Below are 18553 nucleotides of genomic sequence, written 5' to 3' on the forward strand. Positions count from 1 at the left end.
CGCGCCGGAGACACCACGTAAACACCTCGGAGACACCACGGAGACGCTCGCAGGACGCCGAAGCGACATCGCCGTTGTACGTCGCTGAGATGTCCCCGACGGGACGTCTCAGCGACAGTTCAGCGCCACCCGAAGCACATGCCCGGGTGTCGATGACGTCACTGCAGAGGTCGGACTCGATGCTCGCGCGGCCTCTTCGGCGTACAGCGAACTCCGCAGCGGATGTCGCCGTAGCCTCTTTGGCGAAGCCGGACTCTTGGGGGCCCCTCCGAGCGCAGCGAGGTGGGGAGGTCCGGCGTGAGCCGCAATTCTTGGTGAGCGCGCAGCGCGAATGGACCAGATCCGGAGGACAGATGACCGAGCGTGCGAGGCTATCTGTCATACGGATCAAACTGGTCCTCGCGTCTGTTGCGAGGGGGTACGGGTCGACTTAAGATTGTGGTGACAGCAGGTCGCATCAACGCCACCGTCCATCTTGATCAGTAGTACTGGGTGGCGGCGACCTTCAGCTCTCCTGGACGCTGGACGCCGGGGAATCTCCGAAAGGAGTTCCCATGGCCGCTCCCCGCACCACTCGCAAGCTGCGCCGGCCGAAGCCGGTCAACTACGGCACTCGACGTGCGTTACGGTTTGGCGAGGCCGAGGAAGCAGCAGTCGCTGCGATGCGCGCTGCACTCGCGAAGAGCCGGCGCGTCGATCCTTCGCAGGTTTCGTTCTCCGAGGCGCACCGCTTGCTCCTCATCGACGCCGAACGAGCCGCGCGCCTCCTCGCGGGGCAGCCAGAGGCCTGGACGTCAGCGCGCACCGTCGAGGTCCCCATGGAGCTCTGGGACGGGCTCAGTGAGTGCCGAAACCGGCTGTCGCACTCTCAGGGGTCGCTCTACGTGATCCTGCGCAAGCTCAACTTCAACGAGGGAGCGACTCCCGAGGATGTTCGTGCTGCATTCGCGGCGGTGCAGTCGTCGAAAGCGGCCGTGGAGCGCATGGAGGCTGCTCTTGTCGAGATGCTGGGCACCCTGGAGGCTGAAGCGGATGCGGAAGCCGACGACGAGGTGTCCTGATGGCCATCATCTCTTCCCAATCGACGCGTACTTCCGGTCGCGCGCAGAACTACGCGAAGAAGGACGCTGTGCACATCTCGGCGATCAACGCCTCGGTGCCGCTCTTCGAGAAGCGTCTGCGGCAGATCCGCGTGCGGCACGGCAAGGATGGCATGCAGCCGCGCGCGCGAGTCGACGCGGACGGCAAGGTGGTGCGCGACACGGTCGGCAATCCGGTGAGAGTGACAGACGCGAATGGCCGCCCGGCCTACGAGTCGAAATACCTCGAGGCGTACTCGCTCGTGCAGAGCTTCGGACACGACGAGCTCGACCCGGACGATCCGGAGTCGTGGGCGCGTGCGAACGACCTCGGTCGTGCCTTCGCCGAGGACCGCTTCCCGGGGCATCCCGTGCTCGTCGCCACCGAGATCAACGGTCGCTCGGGCTTGGTGCACAACCACCTCATCGTCGGCGCGGTGCATCCTGAGACCGGCAAGAGCCTCGATTCGAACGTCGTGACGCACGCACGATTGGCCATCGCCCACGATCGGGTGCTCGAGGCGAACGGGTTCGTCCAGCGCGCGGACATGCGGGCCATGGTCGCAGACGCCAAGCGGCGAATGGAGGAAGCCCGAGACCAGGTCGTGGCCGAGTACGACGGGAAGGTATCCCCCAGCCAGCTTCAGCGCCGGATCACCGCGGCGCAGACACGGGTGAAGCTGATGCACACCGCGGATCCCGCGCAGCAGCAGACCGTGCGTCCGACTGTGCATCAGGAGCGCGAGGACCGGCGGCAGCGCGAGCTTCATCGTTACGAAGTGAACGAGCAGACCCGTGACGCGGCGCGCGAGATTGGCATCGAACTACCCAAAGAGCGCTTCTCGGAGATCGTACTCGAGTCGCGAATCCAAGCGGCGTTGTCCGATCCCCGGTCGCAGTCGTGGGACGTCCTCGCGGACGTGGCCCGCACACATGGCGTGACGATCGCGAAGCGCGGTCAGGACGTCTCGTACGGCATGATGCTCGCGCAGGCCGAGGGAGCTTTCGCAGAGCCGGCGCGCGCCCATATGCGCCGAGGACGGAGCCTCGGCGACGGATACCGGATCGCCGACGTCGAAGCGGCGATCGAGCAGAACGCCGCACAGCACCGCACCGCCACGCCCCGGCAGAAGACCGTGACGATGGCGCAGCACCTGCAGGCCTGGCGTGACAGCGGAGACTTCGACGCTGAGTTCGAACGGCTGCGCGCTGAACGCGAAGAACAGGCTTCCGCCAGCGCCGACGCCGTGGCCGCACACGACGTCCCCGAAGCCGCCAAGGCCAAGCCGTACACACGCCGGCAGTTCGAGTCCGCACCAACGACGAAGGCCGAAACCGCTCCATCGGCGTTCCGCTCTCAGTTGCGCGGTCTCGGGACCTCGGATTCCATGCGCACTCGCTTCACAGGGCTCGCCGCACTCGAAGAGCACTGGCGCGGCCGGCTGCCGAGCACGCCGGAGGAGCGCATCGCCTTCGAGCAGCAGGCAACGAAGATCGGCATCGGACCTGCCGTGCTCACGCGCGCCGAGGGCCACATGGGCCCCGAACTCCATGCGTACCTGGTTACCCGCGCCGAGCACGCGGACGAGCGTGAGAAGGCGCGTGAACGCGCACAAGATCTGGCGAAGCAACTGCCGGAGCTCGAACGGAGGGCCAAGCACGATCGGCTCGATCACCGCGGCGACGCCAAGAAGCTCCGCGAGGCGAAGGCCGACCTCCGTTTCGAGAACGGCTACGTGGAGCGCCTCAGCGCGGACCGTGCTGCCGGGATCTACGACTCGCGCAAGCACGAGCGCATGGAGCATCTCACGAAGCGGAACGCTACCCAGGTCGCCGAGCTTGAAGGGCACGAGCCGGCCGCCGAACCGCGGCAGGAGCAGTCGGCGAAGCCGCTCACAGCGACAGAGCAGCGGCTCCGCGACAGGCAGGCGAAGCAAAGGAAGGACAACCAGAAGGAGAGCAAACCCCAGAGCCAGAGCATGCAGATGTAGGACACGAGACTTACGAAAGGACGAGGAAATGGCAGAACAGAGGATCGACGCGCGCGAGGTCAGGAAGATCAAGACCGCGATCGCGCAGAGCGGACAGAAGAAGGCCGAGGCGCGGTTCGGGAACAGCCAGGAGATGCAGCAGGTCCGGCGGCAGCTGCAGAAGGGTCAGGCGCGTGCCGTCGACCGTCACCGGGCGGCACGCCACGACAGCACCCCCGAGACGACAAGCAAGAAAGAGAACAGGATGGTCGACAACACCAAGAAGCAGCAGAAGCAGGTCCCCGCTACGGCGCAGCAGCGCGTCACCCAGCGTCAGCAGGCGCAGGCTCGACAGAACGCGCGGCTGAAGGACCGCAGCAAGAACCAGTCGCAGGGCATGGGGATGTGACGACGATGGCGACGCTGGGCATCGATGCCAGGTACATCGTCGGCGGCGGGGGCTGGCGCTTCTGCGTCGACTGCGACGAGGGGACGCACCTGACGGACGACAAGACGCGGCACCGCGCCGAGTGCCCGCAGTTCGAGAAGGACGAGGAGTAGGCTCCTGGAACGACGCGACCCCGGTGGATTCATCCATCGGGGTCGCTACTCATTCGATGGGTGGATACAAACTCGACGGGCCGAGGCCAAGGGACTGCCGCGCGCGGGGACGCGGGTATAGATAGATGGCGAGACGGCCAAGACCGATCGATTTCGACGTGGCACGTGATCGCTTCGAAGCGATCATCCGCTGTGAGCTGTCCGTCTACAGCATCGGGATGCGGATTTCCGCAAGCGAGGCCGGCGCAAAGAGCTCGTCAAAGTCGCGCTCATTCGGCACCCACACCTCATTCCACAAATTCGAGTGGTCTCTGCCGAGCTCCGAATCCCGCCGCATTCCTCGACGCTGGGCGGTAGCCAGATCAACATCGCACCAGACCGTGAGATCGAGCGCTCCGAGTACCTCCGGATGGAAGAGACCGATGAGATCCACGATGAGGACTTCACCGGTCGGAATCGGTTCCGGCTCGCCGAGCGCTCTGGCACTCCAATCGAAGCGCCGGAACCTGCTCGGTAGCCGATCGCGGAACGGGCCGAGCACCTCCCTGACGAGGCGAGACCGCTCCACACCATCCCAATCCGTCGACCTGCGGTGCGACCGCGATGGATCGAGGAAGTCGTCGCCTCTCATCCGCACGCTGTCCGGGATGAGCCCAAGCAGCTCACGCGCGAGCGTGGACTTCCCTGCCCCGCCGTATCCAGAGATCCCCACGACGATTGGGCGTCCACGTTCCGTGCGCCGGCTCATGATCGTCGCGGCAAGTTCTGTGATCTCCATCTGATCAGCATCGCTAGGCATCAGCTGATGAGCAACTCCGCCGACACGTCCGTAGGGAGATTGTCGCCCGCCGGTTCCCCGCTACGTTTCCTGCGGCCTTCTCGAGCACGGGACGCCTTGGAGCCGTAAACGATCGTTTTCAGCGTGATTCAGTTTGTCGCCGCGGGCAGCCGCCGATAACCTCGCCAGAACCGCAGGCGACACCAGAGTTGCGAGTGTGAGCGGCTGCGCTGGCACGGTCCGCGCTCGCTGGCACACTGTTGAGATGCGGATAGATGAATTGAGTCGAGAGGTCGAGACGGTTTCCAGCCTCTACGCGGAGCGCAATGGCATCGATCGCACGAACGAGTGGTTCATGCTCAAGCTTCACGAAGAGGTTGGTGAACTAACTCAGGCGTACTTGGCGCGTGCCGGACAGGCGCGCGACAAGGGCCGAACCGACATCCAGTTGGAAGAGGACTTTCGCGCCGAGCTGGCCGACGTCTTTGCTCAGGTGCTCCTGATCGCCCGACGGTTCAACGTTGATCTGGCCGGTGAGGTCGATCGCAAGTGGCTTGTGTGGAGGCCGACTCAGTAGGTCAACCACAGACGGGGTCTCATTCGCCGTCCACCAGAAACGATCGATTTCGGTGCGGGCGAGCTACGGACTCTCGCACCGTTGCCGCAACGCTCCCCAGAACGCTGTTTCGGCGTCGGCATTCGGTGGCGACCAAGGCCACCGGCAAAGTAACTGCGCATGCTCAGTCGTCTGGCTCTGAGCCCCCAAAGGTCCAGGTGGCCGTTCCATCCCACTCGCCCTCAACGACGCCGAGAAGTAGCGACCGCCAGGTGGTCCGTCCTGCAAGGTAGCCGCGTGCCGCGCGCAGTCGCCAAGTCTCAGCGGAGAGCTTGACGACAACCGCGATGGCCTGTTCTAGCGTCACGACTGTAACGCCGGGGACTCCCGCTTTCTGCGTCAAGCGGAGTAGATAGAAGTCGCCCCTCTGTCTGATGTGACCGGGATCGGGGATCAGTTCGTCATCGACATCCGCAGCGAGCAGGTCATGCATATAACGATTTCGCTCGTCGTAGGCAGCCGCGGCACTATCAATCGCAGCGCCAATGGCGGCGTGAATCTCGCGATCTTCGACCGGCGCACAGGCGATCATCGTGCGGCATTGATCGGCGACGATCGTCCAGTTTTGGGAGGCGGACAGTAATGCCTCCCGGGTGTCTAGACCTCGCAGTTGAGCATGAAGGCCGCGCAGGGCCGAGTCCAGCTCGACTGCTGCCTCAGCGATCCTGCCGCGCACGAACGTCCATTGGTCCGGGGTGGGTAGGGTCGCGAGCTGCTCCCGGTCCATCACTTCAACATCACCGGGATGCCGTCAGGCGATGCTCGACCGTCCCACCATTGATTCTGGCCGGCCTTGTTGACGTACCAGCCTGGCGATGTCGACTCTTGGCTCATGGAGTCAACCTAGCCGAGCCTGCCGCTAGCGATCAGTTTCGGGCGTTTTCGCGAATCTCCAATTGCTCGCGGGGTCGTCTACTAGGCTGGCGCGATGGCTGCCGCTTCCGAAGAGATCACTTCTTCGTTGGTTCGCTCTCTTGTGTCGGAGCAGTTCCCTCAGTGGTCGGAGTTGCCGATCCGCTCGGTGGAAGTTCAGGGGTGGGACAACCGCACCTTCCGGCTTGGTGACCGAATGACTGTCCGCCTCCCGAGCGCTGACGGCTACGTCGCCGGCCTAGTCCGGGAGGAGCAGACGCTCGCGATCCTCGGCTCCAGCTTTCGCGTCGCGATCCCTCGCGTAGTAGCGACCGGGGCCCCCTCGGCGGCATTCAACCGACCTTGGTCCGTTCGCGAGTGGATTGAGGGGCACACTTTCACCGCGGTTGAAGCGCGCGAGCGAGAGAGCGCCATCAGTAGCTTGGGCGACGCCCTGAGGGAGTTGCAGGCCTGCGACACGGTCGGAGGCCCATGGGCGGGAAGCGCATCTGCTTACCGTGGCTGTCACGTCAGCGTGCTTGGCGAGGGGGTACAGGGCCGACTCCCCCTCCTGGCCGGACGCCAGGCTGAGGGATGTCGGGCGCTCTGGGATGCGGCCGTGGCCACAGTGTGGACCGGGCCGCCGGTGTGGGTCCATGGCGACGTCGCGCCAGGCAACATGTTGTTCGATAGCAGCGGCCAATTGGCTGCGCTTATCGACTTCGGACAGACCTGCGTTGGTGATCCCGCCTGCGACCTGGCCTTCGCATGGTTGAGTTGCAGTTCTCGCGAACGTGATCGACTGCACGACCGGCTAGAGCTGCCTGACGATGCATGGCTACGAGGAGCTGCCTGGGCGCTGTGGAAGGCCCTCATCAGTTCCCCCGAAGACGTTCTTACCAAATACGGGCGCTCACGTGATGCCGTGCTGAGCGACGTGGCCGACCTGATGACGGGATAAGAACGACGCTCTTTTCCCGTGCCTCCGACTAACGATCGTTTCTGGTGCGGTACCGCGTCGTTTCTGGAAAGCGCACCGAACTTATAGGCACAACCTGACTGAGGATCTAGCTGAACAGTGCTTCGGCAGCAATTTCGACCAGGCGATGGTCGTGCGATTCCTCGTGCGCGGTTATTGTCACCACCGCGTCATGTGCTTCGGACACATACACGTACTGGCCGTATGCCCCGTCCAGACGCCAGCCGTTGCCGGGCCCTTTCCAGACACCCATCCCGTAGCTGCCCCAAAGAGCGGGGCCGCCGGTGAGGAACCAGTCCTCGTGCATCGAGTCGATCCACTCGCTTGCCACGATCCCCTTGCCGTTCCAGTCTCCTCGGTCGCGAAGGAGCCTGCCTATCCGTGCGAGTTCATGTGTCCGTAGTTCGAGGCCGCTCCCTCCGACGATCCATCCGAGCGGGCAGCGATGCCATTGAGGGTTGTGGATGTCTAGCGGTTCGAATAGCCGAGGAATGAGCCAGTCGCGCACATCGCCTACCCGGGCACCAAGCATCCGCATCGCAACATAGGTGCTGGCGTCCGAGTACTGGAAGCATCCACCAGGTCCGCGAGTCTCCCGGCGCAGCATCTCTTGCGCAAGGTCACCCCAGGGAACGATCTGGTCGCCGAACCACTCGAAGTCAATGCCGCTGGTCATCGTGAGCAAATGTCGCAGAGTGACGGACTCGACGCCCTTCCCGAGTTGCATGTTCGGAAGGGCGTCGACGACGTGGGTGTCAAGGGCAATCAGTCCCTCACCTACGGCGATGCCCGCAGCTAGAACGCTGACCCCCTTGGAGACCGAGTACAGATTCTCGCGATCATCGCTGCGCCAACGATGTTCGGCTTCGTCGTCACCAACGAGGACATGAACTCCGTAGGCTCCGAGCTCTTCAGCCGCGATCTTCTCCACGATGTGGGTGATGACTCGTTTCGCGGCGGACACCTCGCAATGTTAGCGGCGAGCACGACTGCGTACTGCAGGAAACGATCGTTTACGGCTCGGCAATGCCGCGAGTGCAGAACAGGACGTCACAAAGGTTCACCGGAACGGGCTTTCGGCAGGGAGTTTCGGACAGCCCGGGACTCACTAGCGGCTCGGGCTTCTGGTCTAATCGGGGGATGGTCGCAAAATCGTTCAGGGCTGCTCCGAAGGCTCATCCGGGTGATCGGGTCGCAGTGATCTCGCCGGCATTCGCCGCTCCAGCGATCTCGCCCACCCTGCACGAGCAGGCGATGCGCCGGCTGACCGAGGCGACAGGGCTGATCCCGGTCGAATACCCAACCACCCGGCAACTTGGCGCAAGTGCGGAGGCCCGTTCCGCCGACGTCACCGAAGCTTTCGCAGACCCGAGCATCCGCGCCGTGCTGGCCACGATCGGCGGCGACGATCAGGTGACTGTCATCCCGCATATCGACGCCGGGGTGCTCGCGGCTAACCCGAAGCCGTTCCTGGGCTACAGCGACAACACGAACCTGCACAACCTGCTCTGGAACCTCGGCGTGCCGAGCTTCTACGGTGGGTCCACCCAGGTGCACCTCGGGCCGGGCCCTCATCTCGACGACATCCATGTGCGGTCGCTGCGGGCTGCCCTGCTCGACGGCGGCACCCTCCAGCTCACCGATCCCGGCGAGTCCGAGGACTTCGGATGGCCGTGGGAAGACCCACGGTCTCTGTCGGACTTCGGCGCACGTGAGGCCACCGAGCCATGGACGTGGGCCGGACCCGAGACAGCCGTGTCTGGTCGCAGCTGGGGCGGTTGCATCGAGGTCATCGACCAGATTGCTCTTGGCCGGACGAATGCCCGATGTTTCTGACTTCGACGGGGCGATCCTGCTGCTGGAGACCGGCGGGGAGGGACCGTCTGCTACCGAGGTCAAGCGTTGGGTACGCGCCCTGGGCGAGCGCGGAGTCCTCGGCGTCGTTGCCGGTGTGCTTGTTGCCCGACCGCCGGTCAGCAAGCTGCACTCACCCGTGCCCTCAGCACCGGAGCGAGCCCGCCTGCGCGAGGCGCAACGAGACACCATCATCGAGCAGATCGCCAGATACAACCCCAACGCTGTGGTCTGCGTCGGCGCGCCGTTCGGGCACACCCGTCCGCAGTGGATCGTCCCACATGGCGGCACCATCGCACTCGACGGAGCACGCCGCATTGTGACTGCGGACTACTGAGTAATCCAGCCATAAACGATCGTTTGCGGCACCCGTGTCGACCTCGACGACCAGGTGCACGACACGCCGGTTGAGTAGCTGCCGAAACGCCCCGCCGAAACTTGATCTGTCGAAACGGTCCTCCCTACGTTTCCGGCAGGGCCCGTGGAGACGTCGGACTGAAGGGTTACCGCCGACAGATTTCGTGATCGAGCTGGCGTCCGCGACGCCGCATCAGTCGCACGTTGTCGCCGGGGTGTCTCTTCTCACCAGCCGCCAACGTTCGTGAGATCGGACATCCGACGTTGGAGATCAGGACGCATTGCTCGGTTTCTATCGGGGCCCAGAATTACTCGCGCACTATTCGGCGCGCCAAGCAGGTGGTCAGGCGATCATCTCCGTGTAGTCGACCAGCCGCACGAGTGAGCCCTTGCGGCCACGCACGAGAAGCCGTCCCTCACCCTGATGCCGAGGCAGAAGTTCAGCGCCGTGCAGCTCGACCCGGTCGGCGGAGCGGCTCTCGCGCCCCGCCGCGTCCCAAGATGACACCTGGCGCTCGGTCGGTGGCTCCGTCCATGCTGCCTGCTCCAGGATGTCCTTCTCGATCGCGCCGACGCCGATGAGCACGCCGGTGCCAAGGAACACCTGCAGCAGTGCTTCGCTCTCTGCTTCGCCAAAACGAGCCTTGAACTGCGTCGAGTGCTGGGCTGCGACCGTGAAGTGGCAACCGTAAGAGCGCATGAGCCCGATGTGCTCGCGCAGGCGCGGCAGAGGGCAGATCTGCGGCGCTTCGTCAATGACCATCGCGATCTTCGGCAGTCCCTGCCTGATCGCATTGAGGGTCCAGTGCGAGACGATCGCCTCGATTACCGACGCAGCAGCTCCCGCCGCAGTACCGGACGACGGCGAGACCAGGTACAGCGTCGCCGCAGGGTCCTCGAGCAGCGTCGGTGTGAATGGTTGTTCGCTGCCGTCGCCGCGCACCGAGCGCTTCTTCCAGCTCGACAGCGCGACGCGCAGGTTGATACCCACGGAGTCGCGCTGCTTCGGATCGAGCAGCTTCGTGCTCTCGATCTCGGCGACGTGGCTGGAATCGAGCAGGTCACCACGAAGGGCGGCGACGTCCCAGCTCGGAGTATCGAGGTCCAGCTCATCGGAGTCTGCGTCATCGTCGGTGCCGGGGTCGAGAGCTGCCCGGAGCACCCAGGAGATTCCACCGCCCCAGATGGGCTCGTCGGTCATGGGGTCGGGATACCAGCCGCCGGCCTGGATCAGGCAGGCAAGCGTGCCGAGGGCGAGGGTCATCCAGAACGCGGAGTCACCACCGCTCCCCTGGCCGCCGCCCGTACCGAGCGTGCCGACCTGCGTGAGGAGCGTGGCGAGGTCCATCGCCGAATCGTCCGTGGAGCCGTCGGCATCCGGCACCAAGAGTGCACAGGGATCATTCACGACCCGGATCATGCCCTCGGGAAGTTGCGACCAGTCGGCTTGACCGGTCAGGTCCATCACGTACTGCTGCCCCCCTCGATGCGCCCGATGGCCGGCCGACATCTCAGCCAGGTCGCTCTTTGCGCTCACAGCGCACACAGGGCCGTCCCAGGTCAGGATCTGCGGCACCAGCACCCGCCTCGACTTGCCCGCGCCGGAGCCGGCGAGCACCAAAAGATGCGGACCGCACGGGGCAAGACCAATCGGATTACCGGTCTTCTCGTCTACTGCAAAGCCGGCGAACGGCGTGCGCCCCTCACGGAGCGGCGTCGGTTCAGCGCCCTGATGGTCGACGGCGATGAGGTCCGCCGCCTTCGCCTTGATCGTGTCGAACAGCGTCATTGTGGATTCCCTCCGTCGCAGTTTCCTGCCGCGGACGTCCGGCCCCTGGTCTGAGACCACCGTGCCTGGACTCCGGAGCTGCCTCGGCAATCCGATGCGCGATCTCCGGATCCGCGTCCGCGGCCTGTATCGCCCCGCGCACCCATCGTGCGTGGGACAGACCAGCGGCCTCGGTCAGCTGCGTCAGCCGCGCAGCATGCACCTCATCAATGTCAATCCGCATGCATAAATCATCCAGTACCTCTTGAAATAAATCAAGAAGTACGGTTTGATTGATGCAACCCGGAGCCGCTCAGCAGCTCAGTCGCACAGCGACACACGCCTGTTCACGTCCCGGGTCACTTCTGCCCCGGGCACATCGACCCGGAGGTGGGCTCATGCTCAAGCTGGTCTTCGGCGGGATCATCCTGCTCTTCGTCATCGGCGTCGTCTTCTTCGCGGGATTCGTCCTCGGCACGACGGTCACGCCGCTGCCGCCCGCGACAGTGGTACCTGCTATGGCGCACGTGGCGTTCCATGGCTGAGCGCGGCCGCTTCGAGGCCGAGCGCTCGGCGTGGATCAAAGGCCAGCGCTGGCTCGACCGTGCCGGGGCAGCACGCCGCGCAGAGGTCCTCGCACGCCGAGCGCGCCAGCGCAGCCGCACCGAGGCCGGCCTGGGCGACACGGCCTTCCATGAGACCGAGACCAAGACCGCCTTTCATCGCTGGACTCGCCATGACGACTCCGCGACCTCGGCGCTCGGTTTGATCGCCTGGGTGATCGTGTTCGGGATCGTCACGCCGATCTGGTTCGGCGTCGCATGGCTCGTCAGCACGATCACGTACAGGGCAGGAGAGGCGGTCGCCGATCGCCATCGCCTGAGGGCCTGGCCCTACCTTGCTGCTGCAGCCGCCGTCGCAGTACTGGCCGCGATCGGCCGCCCGCTGGGCTGGGACCTCTGGGCGGTCCACGCTCTCGCGCAGGTCGTCGAGACGATCACCGGCGGGTGGATCGCGCCGGCGGTGCTGTCGCGCTGGTATGCGGCGGGATGGGTCTCCTGGCACGAGATCCAGGTAGCGCTCGGTCTCCTCCACGCCGGCTGGCTGGTCTACGCCTGGGGCTGGGAAGCGCCGGCCGTGCGGCGGAGCGCGCGACAGGACGCGAAGACTTCCAGGGCCACCGGCCGGGAGATGCCGCGCAAGACCAATTCAGTCATCCATATCATCAGCAAAGGAGAGCAGGCATGAGCACTGCAACCGGAGCTTCGGGACGAAATCCGGAGATCCCTGACATCCACATCCACAACAACAACTTCGATGCGGGAGCCCACGTGTGGCGTGTTCTCGCGACGTTCCTCGCGATCGGTGCGCTCGTCTCGCTCGCGTGGGGCCTGGCCCAGTTCGGCATGCTCGAGCTGGCTGCCACCGGTACTGCAGCAGTCCTCTCGATGCTGATCCAGCTCATGATGCGTAACGGCTTTATCGTGCTGCCTCACCGCCAGAGCGACGATGCGCGGATCGAAGAAGGCAAGAGCGCGTTGAAGGCGATCGCCGGCATGGTTCAAGCGTGGATCGATCGCAGCTCGCTGCTGCGCCTGGTCCTCATCGCGACCGGCTACGGCATCGTGTTCGTGCTGCTGCGAACGCTGATCCAGTTTGCGCTCGGAATGTTCGGCAACATCTGGGTCGCCCTCGCCGCCGGAGGCCTCGTCGCGAGCGTCATCTGCTTCCCGACACTCTTCGCCGGGATCATCCGCTCGATGAAGACGAAGAAGGGAACGAAGTGATGAAGAAGAAGAAGATCAACAACGTTGCCGCCTGCCTCGTGCTGGCCACCATCGCGCTCACCAGCTGCAGCTACCCCGGCGAAGACCCGGGTGAAGCCGCTCCTGCTCCCCCGTCGGCTACCACCGCACCCAAGGCGCAGGACGAGATCAGCGACAAGGACGAGGACATCGAGCCCTCGAACGACGACAAGGCCGTGGAGAGCGATAAGCCCGTGGCTGACGAGATCGACCTCGCATCTGAGGACGGTGTGCAGTATCTGCATGCAATCCAGGCGTTCAGTCCTCTTCTGGAGAGCTGGGTCGTGGACCAGGACGGCGAATCGCTGAGCTACATGCGTTACAACTGCGTCGGCCGTCTCGACGACGGCGGCACCGGTGCGATCGCGCCCTACAAGGGCGACAAGTGGCAGGTCACGTGGGACGGCGACAGCCCCCTGCGGCTGACCAGCGGGGCAACCGAGCGCCTCGCGATCACCGACAGGTCGCTCTCTCTCGGCACCGAGAGCGCGACGGTCAGCACCGAGATCGAGCTCGAGAAGTTCGTCGGAATGTGCAAGGACGCCGGTGAGACGGTCGCCGGGTTCGTGCTGGATTGAGACCGGAGAGCGCCAAATGACTAACAACACCATCTTGCAGGCCCACATCGACCAGTTCGACCAACTCTGGAAAACTGCAGCAGAGTTCCAAGAGTCGGTGCTCCGCGAGAACCGCGGCATGATCTTCACCGCCACTTTCGAGGTCTTCCTCACCGAAGATCTCCGCATCAGCGCGGGCGCGAGTGTCGGTTCCGACGGCGAGCTTCTCGACGTGAACGTCTACTTCTACGAGTACGACGGTCGAGACGAAGAGGCTCGGGTTGTCGCGGACCTTCCCGTGGAGTTGAACAGCGGGCTCTGGCGCGCGATGGAAATCTGGCTCGAGGCCATGCGCAACCCTCCCGAGTCGGACTCAGCGATGAGATAGTCCCAGCTCAGACCGAAGCTGCAGCGTGATGACCAGGACTCGGTCCTGCGCCATCAAGAGGTAACGGCGACAACCATCACGCTGCGGGCTCGCACGGTCGTCAGCGTCGACGGATGAATGGGATCGCGAGCACGTTGCGGAACACAATGCCCTTCCGCGCGGCGACCATACCCATGATCGTCACAGTCAGGTGGATAGCAGCCAGCGCCACGAATCCGATGATGGGCCAACCTGTCGGCAAGAAGCCCGTCCGCCCCTCGGGAAGGAAGGACATCCCGATCATGTAGACCGCTGACAGCACGAAATAGGCGACGATCGTCAATCCCCAGTTTGCAGCGCGGCGCGCGTTCTCCGTCGCCACAGGCATGCCCTTCTTCCTGGCCGAGGGGTACACGCATGCCATCACGATCCCCGCGACGAGAACGCTGAAGACCGGAATCGGAATGAAGGCCAAGAATCCCATCGCCCACGAAGATCCCCCCGTCGAAGCAGGACGCAACTGGTACGGATATCCGTACGACGCAGCCGGACGAGAAGCGTCATAGCTGAGCGGAGGCCGATGCGCCCCCCCAGGTTCCGCGGGACTGTAGGGCGGAGGAGTGGTCATTGGCTTAACTTTCTAACGACGGACCTATTGAGCCCACGATTTACGAGAACATCGCGTGTACGCCTTCGCCTAATGCGAAAGCTCCGCCGCGACGTCGGCTTGCCATCTTTCGACCATATCAGCAGCCGTCAACGACTCACTATTCGTATACTGCGGGACATACTCAAATGAAGAATCTACGGCCCCGCCATTCACCAAATAGTGGATCTTGATCTGAGTTGGCAGTGGTCGAGAATGCTCTTTCGCTGACGCCGCCAGCCGAAGCAGCTGGTCTGTACCGAAACGAATAAGTGACCTTTGACGCGGCACCGACGCATCGACGCCGGGGACTTTATGCCTCTCGACAACCTTGCCATCCACGACAAAGAACGGATCAAATTGAAAGACTCCGCCCTCCGTGGCGCAGTAAATATATATGTCGCTGGCGTTCCCGTTCACATATTCCAACGCCACCGAAATCATCTCGCTCTGCACTTCAGCGAGATCAGATTCAAACGTTCTAGTCTTCGACACTGACTGTTATCCTATTGATACGGGGTGGTCTTGGTCATTGACTTCCCGTGAATAGCATATTCTACCGTAAACTGAATCGGCCTGCCAGTATATGGGTCCGTCGTGACGTACACGTCGACCGAAACGTCCAGCGCCCCCCAGGTCGATCCGGGTCAAGCGCATTGAACCACTCAATTTCGATCTTGCAGTACGTGCTGAGGTTAACGCCACGGAGCTGTGAAACCAGGTTGTCGATGTATTTCGATCCACCGAATAGATCACCAGCCAGATGACCGGCATGGTCGTCTTCGAGCTTCCCACGCGTGTTGGGGTCGTGCGTGAGCCTGCCATCGTGAATCCCGGATGCTGACGGGTGTCAGAACTGATCGGGCCCGTGAAGCCCGACCTGGCCGTCGAGCTCTGCTTTCGCGGCAGCGATCGCGTCTTGAGGCGAGAGGCCCTCATTCTGCAGCGCCTGGCTCCGCGCCGAGACCCACGCATCTCGATACCCCACCTGCGTGTCGAGCCGCCCATCAGTCTCAAAGCGCTCTATGTTTGCGTCCCAATCGCCGGCCGTCAGCTGGCGCATCGACTGCTGCTGGAGGCCGACCTGACGGAGGACTTCGCTGAGGTCGTGTGCTGGGTTGATGCGATTGAAGGTGATGTCGAGGTGGTCGGCAAAGTACAGCACGCCGTCTCGCACGATCACAACGCGCGGATCTGCATCGACGAACGGCCGCAGCGGCTCCGGGATGTTGTCGAGGTCGATGAGTCTGCCACTGTTGGTGAGCCCTGATTCAGAGGGCACATCGGGGTCGACGGTGCCGATGTTGCCGTACTTGTCATGCGAGAGCGAGTCGTAGAGCGGATGCAGCGGGTCGTACTGCGGATCGCCGCGCAGCCCGTCGTGGATGCGGATACGGTTTTCCTTGGTGAGCGCCCCCGGCGCGTGCCCGTCGTCGTCATCGTCCGGCTTCCCGGAGCTGTCGCCCGGAAGGCTGAACTACTCGCGATCGTCCAAGTTGTGGGCGGGATCAACACCATGGCTCCGCTCGTGGCGTTCAATGTCGGCCATCCTCTTAGACCAGTACTGCAGCGCAATGGTGTCTTCACCTTGGATGAGGTTCAGCTGACGCCCGTCTTCGAAGTCCCAACGAGCGCCGCTGGATGCCCACAATTCTCCTGCTGGTTCACCACCCAGACAGTTGGCAACTACAGCAACCGCCGCTGGGAATTGCTCTGCTACAACAGTCTTGTTCTCTGGGCTGGTTCCGGGCAGCGTGTCGGAGATACGAAACCGGATCTCTGCGATCTCTCCACGAAGTTCGCCCACGGAAACAAGACGAAGCGAGACTGGAAGATTGGTAACTCCGCCTTTGCGGCGCTGCTTTTCCCAACCCAACCGCTCGAAGATATCGGGAAACTGTCCGAAGGGAACAGGCCAATCGAGACCGCCCAGCACCTGCAGCACCGGGCGAAGTTCTTCCTCGGTCACTATGCGAAACTCGGTCACGACGCTCTCCTCTGTGGATCCATTATCAACCTAGCATCAATGGCTTACTGACCGCTGAGCCACCCGGCGATGTCTAAAGTGTTCTGATCGATAATGAACTCGGTCACCCTAACATGGCCGGCCGCGTCCGGTTTGACCAGTCTGTAACGAAGTTTGGTTGTGCCGTTGAGTAATCCTTCCCTCAAGGCGGGGTCGGCCAGAATCAAGTCCCTCAACTGTGTATCCGTCCGCAAGATCTCCCTCAGGTAGGCTTCGGATCCCTGTGTGGCGGACACGAATCCGCCCGCCCCGTCCGGCACCTGTCTTGTCCCGAGAGATGCCGACGGCCCCTTCGTCTCCTGAATCACCAACTCGCTGTTATCCGGAGCCTTGAATGCCTGATCGACTGTTCCTACACCCCGGCTCGTATCCGTCACAACGGGGACCAGCCCGTCATGTTCGGCGGCCAGTTCTCCTGCTTCCTCGCCAAACCGCTCTCCTACCTCCGTTTGTGTCGTGATTGCATCACGTCGACCGCGCGTTGCGTCGAGGAGGTCGTCGAGTTCGTCGAGCAATGCCGGGTGGTCACTCAGTTGCTTGTCAAGCTGCAATGCCGTCCGGTCAAGCTTGTCCGCCGTGAACTGGGAGCTGTCGAGAGGAGGGAAGCCCTCCTCCTCAAGCGCCTTGTTGAAGGCGTCAAGTTGAGAATTGAACTCCTGAGACGCCGTCTGCGCGTTCCTGATTGCGTCTATGCGTTCGGTCGCAAGTTCGGACAACTCGTCAGGAACGATATCGCTCTTGCCGACGATCCACTCCGAGTCCCCAGTCTCCGGTGCCGTATGGCCAGCGAACCCGTTGTCTGTTCCTTCCGACGTTGGCATCTCATCGTTGGAGGACGGGTCATGGTCGCGTGGGTGCTCGGAATACGTCGGCTCCGTTCCTGTGCCGTTGTCCTGGGAGTTGCCTGTCGGGTTGTTCTCATCGAAATTCTGCGTACTCGAATTGCCATCCGTGTCACGCACGGTAGTTGACGTGTCGTGCGGAACAGTCGGGGTGTCGGGCTCGTCGACATGCACTGTGGGAGTGCCGTCGGTGTCGGGGAGGTGCGGGGGTGTGCGGATCGAGGTGTCGATGCCGTCGACATCGACGTGGGGAAGTTTCCCATCGGGGAACAGATCGAGAATCTTGTCGCCGAGCTTCTCGACCTTCAGGAACGCGTTCGCGACGATCTCGCTCTTCGCGAAGATCGACAGGGCTTTCGCGACGTTGACGCCCGGCATGAACACCGTGCCGACATTGAAGACGACGGTGCCGGCCGCTTCGGCGGGGTTGGTGGCCCAGGTGTCCCACGCAACGATGCCCTTGATCATGTTCTGCACGTTCTGGGTCGCATCGGAGAACAACGGCACACCCAGGCTGCCGAGCAGGCCGGTCAGCGGCATCGTCGCGAGCGCGATCGACCCTACCGACTCGAAAAGCCCCGCCCAGGATCCGAGCGCGTACTCCCCGTCCATCTGCTGCTTGATGGGGTTGTAACCGAATAGCCCGCCAATGCCTTGCAGTCCGCCGATGGCAGAGGTGGCCATGCCGTGGAAGAAGTCCTCCTGGCAGTTGCGCTGTTCCTCGACCCGGTGCCCCCACGGCAGATCGACCGTGTTCTCACCGCCTTGCTTCAGCTGCCAGGCCTCGACCGCAGTCAGCTCCGCAACACAGTCATCACGTTGCGCGTTGATCGTATTCGCGCAGTCGACCTCCAGCGTGTTCACCGTCGCATACGCGTCCGCAACCCGATCCAACAACGCGTTGTTACGGTCGACATGGGTGGCGGACTGCCGCCAGTACGCTCGGATCTGCGCATGCCCACCACGACTGCGGGTGCTCTCCCCCCGACCCTTCAAATAAGCGATCGAGTCCTCGGAGACGCCCATCCCGGTACCGACCGTGAACGGCACCGACCTGATATTGATGTCGTTCTGATACTCCTGCGTATCCCCCGCATTCATCCAGACCCTGTTGTCCTCATCGAACTCTTCGAGGAACGTCTCCGCGTCGCTCTTGATCGTCGCGAGGGTCTTCTTCACCTCGGCGAGGCTGTCTGCGTACGCGCGGAGGGCGGTGGTGACTTTCCCGACTTTGTCCGCGAACGTGCGCGCCGATTCCGTCGGCTTCGCCATCCCGGCATACACGATTTCCACCCCCGGAGCGACGAATGACGCTGGCATCGTCGACCACGCCACATCCACGTCGTCCGCGGTCGTCGACACCGACGTCGCGACCGCATCGAGCGCGTCCGCAGCATCCCGGATGCTATCTGGCTTCAGATCGTCACCAGGAATCTTGTCCGGTATGACGAGACCGTCACCAGCCTTCACCTCATCCGCATTCGCCATGCGAGCCC

The 18553-nt window shown here is 63.4% G+C and carries 21 protein-coding genes and 1 pseudogene; 12 read left to right on the plus strand and 10 right to left on the minus strand.

Annotated elements, in window-relative coordinates; genetic code table 11:
• Positions 1 to 554: 554 nt before the first annotated feature.
• From QFZ53_RS14060 to QFZ53_RS14075, 4 genes are read left to right on the plus strand one after another with little or no spacing between them, the layout of a single operon-like run.
• Positions 555 to 1061 (plus strand): hypothetical protein, encoded by a 507-nt coding sequence (locus QFZ53_RS14060; protein ID WP_307297426.1) that lies wholly within the window; start codon positions 555 to 557, stop codon positions 1059 to 1061.
• Positions 1061 to 3070, plus strand: a complete 2010-nt coding sequence (locus QFZ53_RS14065) for a relaxase/mobilization nuclease domain-containing protein (RefSeq protein ID WP_307297428.1) — start codon at positions 1061 to 1063, stop codon at positions 3068 to 3070. Before QFZ53_RS14060 ends, QFZ53_RS14065 begins: the two co-directional genes overlap by 1 nt.
• Before the next feature lie 28 nt (positions 3071 to 3098).
• Positions 3099 to 3458: a hypothetical protein gene (locus QFZ53_RS14070; RefSeq protein WP_307297430.1), complete on the plus strand. Its 360-nt coding sequence runs from the start codon at positions 3099 to 3101 to the stop codon at positions 3456 to 3458.
• Between the two features lie 5 nt (positions 3459 to 3463).
• The gene (locus tag QFZ53_RS14075; RefSeq protein ID WP_307297433.1) at positions 3464 to 3610 is read left to right on the plus strand and encodes a hypothetical protein; all 147 of its coding nucleotides are present in this window, start codon (positions 3464 to 3466) and stop codon (positions 3608 to 3610) included.
• A gap of 205 nt (positions 3611 to 3815) precedes the next feature.
• Here the strand turns inward: QFZ53_RS14075 and QFZ53_RS14080 are convergent, their stop codons facing one another.
• The gene (locus QFZ53_RS14080; protein WP_307297437.1) at positions 3816 to 4388 is read right to left on the minus strand and encodes a uridine kinase family protein; all 573 of its coding nucleotides are present in this window, start codon (positions 4386 to 4388) and stop codon (positions 3816 to 3818) included.
• Between the two features lie 265 nt (positions 4389 to 4653).
• Between QFZ53_RS14080 and QFZ53_RS14085 the strand changes: the two genes are divergently transcribed.
• Positions 4654 to 4965: a pyrophosphatase gene (locus QFZ53_RS14085; RefSeq protein WP_307297440.1), complete on the plus strand. Its 312-nt coding sequence runs from the start codon at positions 4654 to 4656 to the stop codon at positions 4963 to 4965.
• Between the two features lie 163 nt (positions 4966 to 5128).
• On the opposite strand, the gene QFZ53_RS14090 is transcribed toward QFZ53_RS14085, so the two are convergent.
• Positions 5129 to 5731: a hypothetical protein gene (locus tag QFZ53_RS14090; protein ID WP_307297443.1), complete on the minus strand. Its 603-nt coding sequence runs from the start codon at positions 5729 to 5731 to the stop codon at positions 5129 to 5131.
• A gap of 201 nt (positions 5732 to 5932) precedes the next feature.
• Here QFZ53_RS14090 and QFZ53_RS14095 point away from each other — a divergent pair, with 201 nt between their 5' ends.
• Entirely contained in the window at positions 5933 to 6817 is an 885-nt protein-coding gene (locus QFZ53_RS14095) for an aminoglycoside phosphotransferase family protein (RefSeq protein WP_307297446.1), read from the plus strand.
• Between the two features lie 106 nt (positions 6818 to 6923).
• Here the strand turns inward: QFZ53_RS14095 and QFZ53_RS14100 are convergent, their stop codons facing one another.
• A complete protein-coding gene (locus QFZ53_RS14100; RefSeq protein ID WP_307297450.1) occupies positions 6924 to 7799 on the minus strand; it encodes a serine hydrolase domain-containing protein in 876 nt (291 codons plus the stop codon).
• 176 nt (positions 7800 to 7975) lie between these two features.
• On the opposite strand from QFZ53_RS14100, the pseudogene QFZ53_RS14105 reads away from it, so the two are divergent.
• A pseudogene (locus tag QFZ53_RS14105) lies at positions 7976 to 9026 on the plus strand (S66 family peptidase).
• A gap of 363 nt (positions 9027 to 9389) precedes the next feature.
• Here QFZ53_RS14105 and QFZ53_RS14110 read toward each other — a convergent pair.
• Positions 9390 to 10835, minus strand: coding sequence for a type IV secretory system conjugative DNA transfer family protein (locus tag QFZ53_RS14110; protein ID WP_307297452.1), 1446 nt, complete (start codon positions 10833 to 10835; stop codon positions 9390 to 9392).
• A 377-nt stretch (positions 10836 to 11212) separates the two neighbouring features.
• On the opposite strand from QFZ53_RS14110, the gene QFZ53_RS14115 reads away from it, so the two are divergent.
• Genes QFZ53_RS14115 through QFZ53_RS14135 form a run of 5 tightly spaced genes read left to right on the plus strand, consistent with a single transcriptional unit; the run spans position 11213 to position 13564 of the window.
• Positions 11213 to 11359, plus strand: coding sequence for a hypothetical protein (locus QFZ53_RS14115; RefSeq protein ID WP_307297454.1), 147 nt, complete (start codon positions 11213 to 11215; stop codon positions 11357 to 11359).
• Positions 11352 to 12062 carry a hypothetical protein gene (locus QFZ53_RS14120; protein ID WP_307297457.1) on the plus strand — a complete coding sequence of 237 codons (711 nt, stop codon included), beginning with the start codon at positions 11352 to 11354 and terminating at the stop codon, positions 12060 to 12062. The genes QFZ53_RS14115 and QFZ53_RS14120 overlap by 8 nt, the downstream gene beginning before the upstream one ends.
• Positions 12059 to 12601: a hypothetical protein gene (locus QFZ53_RS14125; RefSeq protein WP_307297458.1), complete on the plus strand. Its 543-nt coding sequence runs from the start codon at positions 12059 to 12061 to the stop codon at positions 12599 to 12601. Before QFZ53_RS14120 ends, QFZ53_RS14125 begins: the two co-directional genes overlap by 4 nt.
• Entirely contained in the window at positions 12601 to 13197 is a 597-nt protein-coding gene (locus tag QFZ53_RS14130) for a hypothetical protein (RefSeq protein WP_307297461.1), read from the plus strand. The genes QFZ53_RS14125 and QFZ53_RS14130 overlap by 1 nt, the downstream gene beginning before the upstream one ends.
• Before the next feature lie 16 nt (positions 13198 to 13213).
• Positions 13214 to 13564, plus strand: a complete 351-nt coding sequence (locus tag QFZ53_RS14135; protein WP_307297463.1) for a hypothetical protein — start codon at positions 13214 to 13216, stop codon at positions 13562 to 13564.
• A 100-nt stretch (positions 13565 to 13664) separates the two neighbouring features.
• Here the strand turns inward: QFZ53_RS14135 and QFZ53_RS14140 are convergent, their stop codons facing one another.
• The 6 genes from QFZ53_RS14140 to QFZ53_RS14160 all read right to left on the minus strand — a co-directional run bounded on the left by QFZ53_RS14140 (position 13665) and on the right by QFZ53_RS14160 (position 18545).
• Positions 13665 to 14171 (minus strand): DUF4870 domain-containing protein, encoded by a 507-nt coding sequence (locus QFZ53_RS14140; protein ID WP_307297466.1) that lies wholly within the window; start codon positions 14169 to 14171, stop codon positions 13665 to 13667.
• Positions 14172 to 14240: 69 nt separating this feature from the next.
• Entirely contained in the window at positions 14241 to 14684 is a 444-nt protein-coding gene (locus tag QFZ53_RS14145) for a hypothetical protein (RefSeq protein WP_307297469.1), read from the minus strand.
• Between the two features lie 61 nt (positions 14685 to 14745).
• Positions 14746 to 15021, minus strand: coding sequence for a DNA/RNA non-specific endonuclease (locus QFZ53_RS19880; RefSeq protein ID WP_373426332.1), 276 nt, complete (start codon positions 15019 to 15021; stop codon positions 14746 to 14748).
• An 18-nt stretch (positions 15022 to 15039) separates the two neighbouring features.
• Positions 15040 to 15471, minus strand: coding sequence for a hypothetical protein (locus tag QFZ53_RS14150; RefSeq protein ID WP_307297471.1), 432 nt, complete (start codon positions 15469 to 15471; stop codon positions 15040 to 15042).
• 195 nt (positions 15472 to 15666) lie between these two features.
• Entirely contained in the window at positions 15667 to 16176 is a 510-nt protein-coding gene (locus tag QFZ53_RS14155; RefSeq protein ID WP_307297474.1) for a DUF6301 family protein, read from the minus strand.
• Between the two features lie 44 nt (positions 16177 to 16220).
• Positions 16221 to 18545: a hypothetical protein gene (locus QFZ53_RS14160; protein ID WP_307297476.1), complete on the minus strand. Its 2325-nt coding sequence runs from the start codon at positions 18543 to 18545 to the stop codon at positions 16221 to 16223.
• Positions 18546 to 18553: the final 8 nt, after the last annotated feature.

This window comes from Microbacterium natoriense, from assembly GCF_030816295.1.
GTDB classification, from domain to species: Bacteria; Actinomycetota; Actinomycetes; order Actinomycetales; family Microbacteriaceae; genus Microbacterium; species Microbacterium natoriense_A.

Bases quoted from the DNA above. Each gene is read 5' to 3' on its own strand.
- QFZ53_RS14115 (WP_307297454.1), top strand. From the start codon at position 11,213: ATGCTCAAGCTGGTCTTCGGCGGGATCATCCTGCTCTTCGTCATCGGC.
- QFZ53_RS14125 (WP_307297458.1), top strand. From the start codon at position 12,059: ATGAGCACTGCAACCGGAGCTTCGGGACGAAATCCGGAGATCCCTGAC.
- QFZ53_RS14110 (WP_307297452.1), bottom strand. From the start codon at position 10,835: ATGACGCTGTTCGACACGATCAAGGCGAAGGCGGCGGACCTCATCGCC.
- QFZ53_RS14070 (WP_307297430.1), top strand. From the start codon at position 3,099: ATGGCAGAACAGAGGATCGACGCGCGCGAGGTCAGGAAGATCAAGACC.
- QFZ53_RS14135 (WP_307297463.1), top strand. From the start codon at position 13,214: ATGACTAACAACACCATCTTGCAGGCCCACATCGACCAGTTCGACCAA.
- QFZ53_RS14120 (WP_307297457.1), top strand. From the start codon at position 11,352: ATGGCTGAGCGCGGCCGCTTCGAGGCCGAGCGCTCGGCGTGGATCAAA.
- QFZ53_RS14095 (WP_307297446.1), top strand. From the start codon at position 5,933: ATGGCTGCCGCTTCCGAAGAGATCACTTCTTCGTTGGTTCGCTCTCTT.
- QFZ53_RS14140 (WP_307297466.1), bottom strand. From the start codon at position 14,171: ATGACCACTCCTCCGCCCTACAGTCCCGCGGAACCTGGGGGGGCGCAT.
- QFZ53_RS14130 (WP_307297461.1), top strand. From the start codon at position 12,601: ATGAAGAAGAAGAAGATCAACAACGTTGCCGCCTGCCTCGTGCTGGCC.
- QFZ53_RS14080 (WP_307297437.1), bottom strand. From the start codon at position 4,388: ATGGAGATCACAGAACTTGCCGCGACGATCATGAGCCGGCGCACGGAA.
- QFZ53_RS14160 (WP_307297476.1), bottom strand. From the start codon at position 18,545: ATGGCGAATGCGGATGAGGTGAAGGCTGGTGACGGTCTCGTCATACCG.
- QFZ53_RS14085 (WP_307297440.1), top strand. From the start codon at position 4,654: ATGCGGATAGATGAATTGAGTCGAGAGGTCGAGACGGTTTCCAGCCTC.
- QFZ53_RS14060 (WP_307297426.1), top strand. From the start codon at position 555: ATGGCCGCTCCCCGCACCACTCGCAAGCTGCGCCGGCCGAAGCCGGTC.
- QFZ53_RS14090 (WP_307297443.1), bottom strand. From the start codon at position 5,731: ATGGACCGGGAGCAGCTCGCGACCCTACCCACCCCGGACCAATGGACG.
- QFZ53_RS14075 (WP_307297433.1), top strand. From the start codon at position 3,464: ATGGCGACGCTGGGCATCGATGCCAGGTACATCGTCGGCGGCGGGGGC.
- QFZ53_RS14065 (WP_307297428.1), top strand. From the start codon at position 1,061: ATGGCCATCATCTCTTCCCAATCGACGCGTACTTCCGGTCGCGCGCAG.